This is a genomic window from Thiorhodococcus minor (assembly GCF_010820565.1).
Taxonomy (GTDB): Bacteria; Pseudomonadota; Gammaproteobacteria; order Chromatiales; family Chromatiaceae; genus Thiorhodococcus; species Thiorhodococcus minor.
Map to the genome: position 1 here is coordinate 1 of NZ_JAAIJQ010000288.1, position 881 is coordinate 881.

Below are 881 nucleotides of genomic sequence, written 5' to 3' on the forward strand. Positions count from 1 at the left end.
CTGGGTCGTCTGGCCTCGATCCGCGCGGGCCTGCGTGACGCGCTGGAGTCAGGCCCCTGGTGCGACGAGGCGGGCTTTGCGCGGCGCGTCGAGCAGGCCTATCGGGAGATGTGGCGGAAATGGTGTCAAGACCGAGCACCGGCGGAACCTTCCGAGAATGGGCGTGCATCGCAACGCGCGGAGCTCGTCGCGCTCTTTGAGAAGGGGCGCTTCTCGGAGCTGTGCTCGGTCAGCCAAGCATTCACGGCACGCCATCCCGAGGATGCATTCGGCTGGAAGGCGCTGGGCACCGCACTCATGAAGCGCGGCGAGCTGTCGGCGGCGTTGCCGGCACTCCAGCGGGCGGTTGGGCTTGCGCCGACGGACACCCAATGCCTCAACACGCTGGCCAATGTGCTCCATGACCGCGGGTCGTCGGACGATGCGCTCGCCTGTCTGGCGCGTGGGCTGGAGATCAATCCGCAAGAGGCGGTGCTCCACAACAGCCGGGGCGTCGTGCTCAAGGATCTGGGCCGATTCGAGGAGGCGATCCGATGCTATCGACGCGCCTTGGCGCTCGATCCGGGGCTTGTCACCGCGAGCAACAATCTGGGCGTTGCCTTTCAGGAGCTTGGTCGTTTCGAAGAGTCGCTCGCGAGCTTCGACACGGCGTTGAAGCTCGATTCCAAGGATGTCAAGACGCTCAACAATCGCGGCAATACGCTGAAGGACCTGTGCCGCCTGGACGAGGCGCTGGAACATTTTGAGCGGGCGATCGCACTCGAGCCAGGTCTCGCCCGCGCCCATTCCAACCGCTTGTTCGCGCTGAACTACCACCCGGACAAATCGGCCGAGGAGATCTTCGCGGCGTATCGTGATTACGAGCGCCGCTTTGGCGCACC

At 65.0% G+C, this 881-nt stretch carries 1 protein-coding gene; it reads left to right on the plus strand.

What is annotated here, in order from left to right:
- On the plus strand, positions 1 to 881 hold an 881-nt coding region (locus G3446_RS27000; protein ID WP_164456726.1), incomplete at both ends, for a tetratricopeptide repeat protein.